Source organism: Mycobacterium persicum (genome assembly GCF_002086675.1).
Taxonomy (GTDB): Bacteria; Actinomycetota; Actinomycetes; order Mycobacteriales; family Mycobacteriaceae; genus Mycobacterium; species Mycobacterium persicum.
Genome location: NZ_MVIF01000169.1, coordinates 1 through 5,774, shown reverse-complemented (window position 1 = coordinate 5,774; position 5,774 = coordinate 1). Strand labels below are relative to the sequence as shown.

At 67.0% G+C, this 5,774-nt stretch carries 6 protein-coding genes; 2 read left to right on the top strand and 4 right to left on the bottom strand.

Going from position 1 to position 5,774, the window contains the following annotated elements:
- Positions 1-152: 152 nt before the first annotated feature.
- A complete protein-coding gene (locus BST40_RS27075) occupies positions 153-452 on the top strand; it encodes a hypothetical protein (RefSeq protein WP_083156372.1) in 300 nt (99 codons plus the stop codon).
- A complete protein-coding gene (locus BST40_RS27070) occupies positions 449-1,375 on the top strand; it encodes a DUF808 domain-containing protein (protein ID WP_075545079.1) in 927 nt (308 codons plus the stop codon). Before BST40_RS27075 ends, BST40_RS27070 begins: the two co-directional genes overlap by 4 nt.
- Here the strand turns inward: BST40_RS27070 and BST40_RS27065 are convergent.
- The 4 genes from BST40_RS27065 to BST40_RS27050 are packed head-to-tail and all read right to left on the bottom strand — an operon-like array spanning position 1,372 to position 5,295.
- Entirely contained in the window at positions 1,372-2,175 is an 804-nt protein-coding gene (locus BST40_RS27065; RefSeq protein ID WP_075545078.1) for an SDR family NAD(P)-dependent oxidoreductase, read from the bottom strand. The two genes, BST40_RS27070 and BST40_RS27065, sit on opposite strands and share 4 nt — an antisense overlap.
- 33 nt (positions 2,176-2,208) lie before the next feature.
- Positions 2,209-2,904, bottom strand: a complete 696-nt coding sequence (locus tag BST40_RS27060; RefSeq protein WP_075545082.1) for a TetR/AcrR family transcriptional regulator — start codon at positions 2,902-2,904, stop codon at positions 2,209-2,211.
- 51 nt (positions 2,905-2,955) lie between these two features.
- The gene (locus BST40_RS27055) at positions 2,956-3,555 is read right to left on the bottom strand and encodes a DUF732 domain-containing protein (protein ID WP_239988011.1); all 600 of its coding nucleotides are present in this window, start codon (positions 3,553-3,555) and stop codon (positions 2,956-2,958) included.
- 39 nt (positions 3,556-3,594) lie between these two features.
- Entirely contained in the window at positions 3,595-5,295 is a 1,701-nt protein-coding gene (locus BST40_RS27050; protein ID WP_075545077.1) for a patatin-like phospholipase family protein, read from the bottom strand.
- Positions 5,296-5,774 lie beyond the last annotated feature (479 nt).

Below are 5,774 nucleotides of genomic sequence, written 5' to 3'. Positions count from 1 at the left end.
GCGCCGACTACGCCCACTGGCTCCAACCCGAGCATTCACCAAACATCACCATCCACCGTCTTAACTGAACGGTATTGCATTTAGTCCACATTTAGTCCCAAGCATGCGGTAGGCGCGGGTTTAGCTTCGGCTCTTCGGGTGAAGTCTCACGAGTGCCCGAGACGACCGAACTGACCATCCTTGATCCGCGCAGTGGCGCGACCGTGGGCCGAGTGCCGGTCGACAATGCCCTGGGGCACACCTTCCCGACGGCGTTGCGCGGGCCGGCGCCTGCCCGGCGCCAGCCGACGACGTCGACGTGGTGGCTCACGTCGGCTGCAGCGCCATCGCTCGAACGTGCGCAGACCGGCGCCAAGGCGATCATGGCGAACGGGGCCGGCTCAGCCGGCTTAGCCGACGGTCAAGTGCAACGGCAAACGGTAACCTCGATCGCCATGGGGGAGACGCCATGAGCGCGGGGCTGTTCGGCCTCCTGGACGACGTCGCGGCCCTGGCGCGGCTGGCCGCGGCCTCGGTCGACGACATCGGCAGCGCCGCCGGCCACGCGAGCGTCAAGGCCGCCGGAGTGGTCGTCGACGACACCGCGGTCACGCCGCAATACGTGCACGGGATCGCCGCCGAGCGAGAATTGCCGATCATCAAGCGCATTGCCATCGGATCGCTGCGCAATAAGCTGCTGATCATCCTGCCGGCCGCGATGCTGCTGAGTCAGTTCGTGCCGTGGCTACTGACCCCGATCCTGATGCTGGGTGCGACCTACCTCTGCTATGAAGGCGCCGAGAAGGTGTGGAGCAGCATCCGCGGTCATGATTCCGGGGCCGGCCCGGCCAGCGAGCAGGAGGTGGTGAGCGGCGCAGTCCGGACCGACCTGATCCTGTCGGCCGAGATCATGGTGATCGCCCTCAACGAGGTGGCCAGCCAGAGGTTCTTGCCGCGGCTCGTCATCCTCGTCGTTGTTGCCCTGATCATCACCGCAGTGGTGTATGGGGCCGTCGGCGCCATCGTCAAGATGGACGACGTGGGCCTGCGGCTTGCCGAAACCGGATCCCGGTTGGGCCGGCAGGTCGGCCGGGGCCTGGTCGCCGCGATGCCGAAACTGCTCTCAGCGCTCACGACGGTCGGGACGGTGGCCATGCTGTGGGTGGGCGGCCACATCCTGCTGGTCGGCAGCGACCGCGTCGGCTGGCACCCGCCGTACGCCTTGGTTCACCACGTCGAGGAGCAGGTGCGTCACGCTGCGGGGTCCATGGGCGCGGTGCTGGCCTGGCTGGTCGACACGGGGGCCTCGGCGGTCATCGGATTGGCCGTCGGAGCCATCGTCGTGCCATTGGTGCATGTGCTGCCGTTTCGGCGGGACGGTCGCGCCGCCGGTTAGATGAAGTCCGAGCCCCCGTCGACGTTCACCGTCGCGCCGGTGACATAGCCGTTGCGCCGCGACACCAGGTAAGCGGTGACGGACGCTACCTCCTCGGGAAGACCGGCGCGGCCCAGATCACATGGGTGGTGAAAATGCTTGTCAATCCACGTCATAACGTCGTGCGGATTGGTGGCGTCCAGGCCGTCGGCGGCCAGGAGATCGGTGAGCTGTTCGGTGAAGCTGGCCGTGACGATGGTCCCCGGGCACACGCAGTTCACCAGAATGCCGTCCTTGGCAAGGCTTTTCGACAAATTCTTGGTGACGCTGGTCAGCGCTGCCTTCGATGCGGTGTAGCCGACCAAACGCGGACTCTGCCGCTGAATGGAGTGCGCGGACAGGGTCACGATGCGGGCCCAGTCAGCGGCCCGCAGCAACGGCAAGGCCGCGCGAATCGACCGGACACCCGACATGGTGCCCAGCGTGAACGCGGCATCCCAGGCCGCATCGTCCATGTCTTCGAAATACCCGTCGCCCGGCCCGATGGTGTGGACCAGGCAATTCAGCTGCCCCCAGCGCTCCGAGACGGCGGCGAAGGCATCGGTGATGGCGGCGGCGTAGGCCATGTCCGCACTGAATCCGACGGCATCCGGGGCACCGGCCCGGCGCAGCCTGTCCACTGCCGCGTCGAGCGCCGCCCTGCCCCTGGCGATGACGGCCACACTGGCTCCTTCGGCGGCAAGGGTTTCCGCGATGGCCAAGCCCATGCCCTTGCTGCCTCCGGTGACGACAGCTTTCGATCCGGTGAAGCCGAGGTCCATCGCACCTTTTTAGCAGCCGGGTTAGCAGCCGGCTTAGCAGCCGGCGCCGGCCACTTCGGCGATGGTGTCCGGCGCCACGCCCAGACCGCGCAGGCAGAACCGGACGGTGCGTTTCCGAACGCCGCCGCGTTCACCATCACCCGACGCCCACTGCTGCTCGGTGCTGGCCCACACCACACCTTGGATGGATTGCGCCTCGTTCACCGGGTCGATGTCGTCGAACACGTTCTGTTGCAGGCCCAGGTGAAGCTGTTCGACCAGTGGCTCGAGCGTTTCGGCGTATGCGGGTGCGACGAGCTCGGGGGTGGTGAGCATGTGTGATTGGGCCTCCACGGCCAGGTGACGCAGGTCGGCCTTCACGGTCTCGTCGAAGGCCAGGTCCAGTCGCGCGTCGATCCAGGCGGCCACCGCCTCGACCGGGTTGGCGGCCTTGGCCATATGGGTTCGCAGCCGCGTCGCCTCGACCCGCGCCACCTCCAGGAAGACCGCCGCGACCAGTTGGTCTTTCGATTCGAAGTGCCGGTAGAAGGCACGGGTGCTCAGCTGCGCGCGGTCCAGGACGGTGGCGACGTTGAGCCCTCGTACCCCGTGCTCGCGCACCGACATTGAGGCGGCCACCAGGATGGCGCGTCGAATGCCGGGGTCCGGTGCAAGCTTGTGTCGGCGCCGCGTGAGCCGGCCGTTGAGGTTGGTGGGTTGGCGGGAATTCCGGTTACGCGGATCCGTCATAGATGCGTAGGTACCCACCGCACTGTCCGGGAACACCCGGACGGTGCCGCGTTACGGACAATAGGTGCGCATCGAGATCGCCACGTAATCTTCGGCGTTGCTGCTCAGCGCCGGATTGCTCGCCCGAAATGCCGCGACTATCTGGTCCACCGTCATGCCGCGACGGAAGTTCATGCAGACCAACTTGCCGTTGTAAACGGCGGCATCGGGATTGGCGAACGTGATGCCGCGGTCGTTGAGGGCTCTGATGTAGTCGCTGTCCTGCTCCGGGCTCGAGCCGATGGTCGTGGGAGCCGGCGCGGTGGTCGCCGTGGAGGCGGCCGTCGTCGCCGGCGGAGCCGCGGCCGGCTGCGTCTCCTGACGGGGAGATTTCTCGGCGGTCAGCGCCCAACCGCCGATCACGATGAGTGTCGCGACACCGAAACCGAGCAGCAGCAACGCCGCGGCGCGTCCCCACGTGGTGCCCCAGGACTGACCGGCCGGTTCGGATGTGGAGGCCCCATCGTCGTCGGGGATGTCCTGGCGCTCGTCGGGTTCGTCGTTGCGCGACCATGCCGTATGAACCGCGTCGGTGGGTGCCGAATTCGGCAGGGCGGCAGTCGCGCCGCCGAGTGCGGCGGTTTCCTCGGAAGCCGGGACCGGCTCTGGCATGAGGGCCATGGTAGCCACCCGAGTGAATCGCCGGCGGTCTTATGTCAGGTGGCGATTTCGCCACCGCGCCCAGCGTCCGGTCGGCGACTGGATCGCGGCCAGCACCGAGCTCATCGACGACGCCACCGACTTCGCGCGCGCAGCAGGCTCGGCTACCGGCGGACCGTCGCCTTCCCACCACGTCGGCTGCAACAGCGCGGTGGTCACCGGGATGGCCTGTTCGACGCTGTCGCGTCCCCACTCGCAGGCGCGGTCGATGGCGGCGACGGAGGGCGCCAGGTTGATCGGCGACAGCGTCGGCTGGAACTTGACGAGATGATCGATGTACGGCAGATTGCGCACCATCTGCAACTGGACGGCCTGGGTGATCGGGGCTAACCACATGTGCCGCGAATCCCATTGCGGATGAAAGCAATCGAAGGCCAGATAGCACGCGTTGCGGGTGCCGAGCTTGCCGTCGCGCACCCGCTTCCACGCCAGTTCGACGGGCACATTGCTGGCCGCGCCGCCGTCGACGATCGCCGCGATGTCCTTTTCGGCGCACAGCTCGTCGAGGATTCCGACCATGCGAGGGTCGCGCGTTTCGTGGTGCAGCACACCGGGGATGGCCGACGAGAACGACGCCGCGTCGACGACGTCGAAGTCCCGGTCCGGGTCGTCGCCGCTGATCACGATGGGCTTGACCACCCGCAAGTCGATGAAGGCCGACACCTGCCACATCCGGGCCGCTACCAGCGGTCCGATACCGATCGGGCGGAACGGTAGCGACCGCAACTGCAGCGCCGCCAGTTCCGGACGGCGAAACCTTGACGGCAGCGCCGCATACGGCTGCCGTCGCACCCCGGCGACCACGATGTCGAACGGAATGGCCAAGTCCGACATCCGCATTCGCACGCCGTCTTCCCGGCTGAGCAGGGCCAGCGCGAACTGGTCGAAGCGCAGCGCGAAGACGCCGGCCAGGCCATGACGGCGGCGCAGCCGCTCGGGTCCGAGGATGGCCCGGTACGACACCGATTTGGCCCATTCCATGTACTCGTCGATCGGCACCGGTAGGGATCGGGCGACCAGGCTGCCGATGATCGAGCCGAACGACGAACCGATCATGTAGTCGGGCAGTTGGCCGGCCTCCAGCAGCCGCTGCAGGCCGCCGATGTAGACGAAGCCCGCCCCGCCGCCGCCGCCGAGAATCGTGACGAGCTTCTTGTAGCCGACCTCAGAATCTAGCTCGGCGGCCGAGAAGTCGTTGCCGTGGCGCTCGATCAGCACTCGTCGCTGGTCGTCCTGGTCGGCCGCCAGGCCGTGCAGCGCATCGCGTGCCGCCTTCAGGGCAGTGACCGGGTCGGCCTCTTCGCGCAGCGGTCCGTACAGCGCGTCGGTAACCCTAGAGCGCCACGGTGCCACTTCGGCGCCGACCGAGACGTCGCCACGGCCACGGTTGCCGCCCGGGCCCGCGGCACCCGGCTCGAAGTCGGCGAGCCTGGCGAAATTGAGGATGTAGCGCAACGTGCGCAGCTCCTCGTCGCTCAACACGTCCGGGTTGGCCAGGTGCTGCCGGATCAGCCGGTTCTCCATCTTCTGCAGCAGCAGGGCCGGCTCTGCCGAGGGCAGGTCGACGGTGTCGGGTGCCGCCTCGACTGCCTCGCCGTCGAAGGCGTCGTGTTCGAACTCCTCGATGAAGTCGAACTCGGCGTCGCGGCGGCCGAAGCGGCCGCGCACGGCGTCGGCGAACGGAATCTCCATGGGCACCAATCTTGTCGGCTAGCGTGCGGGAACGGAAACCGTGGGTAGCGCCGAGCTGCCCGGCCAGCAACCTTGTATCAGCCGAAAGGATGTTCGTGGACCTGACCTTAGTATCGACCTGGCCTGCCGGGCCGCTCACCAAGCCACGCTGGCCCGCTCAGAGGGGACCTTCATATGGACGGGACGAAAGTTCTTCACCCGGCCTGCCGAACTCGAAAAGCTCTGAGAAGACATCGGATTGGTCGAACACGACACCCTGCGTGTCGTGATGGAGCCGACCCGCAACGCGTGGGTTCCAATCGGCTCGTGGTTCCGTCGGCGCGGCGCCTGGATCTCGATGGTGCCGACCACCCAGTGCGCAGCCCTGCGCGCCTACTACTCCAAGCTCACCAAAACGGTACATCATCGATGCATTTGGTCTCGATCACCCGCGAGGAGCGCACCACTGGTCGTTGATAGGTGCTGATTATTGTTTGATC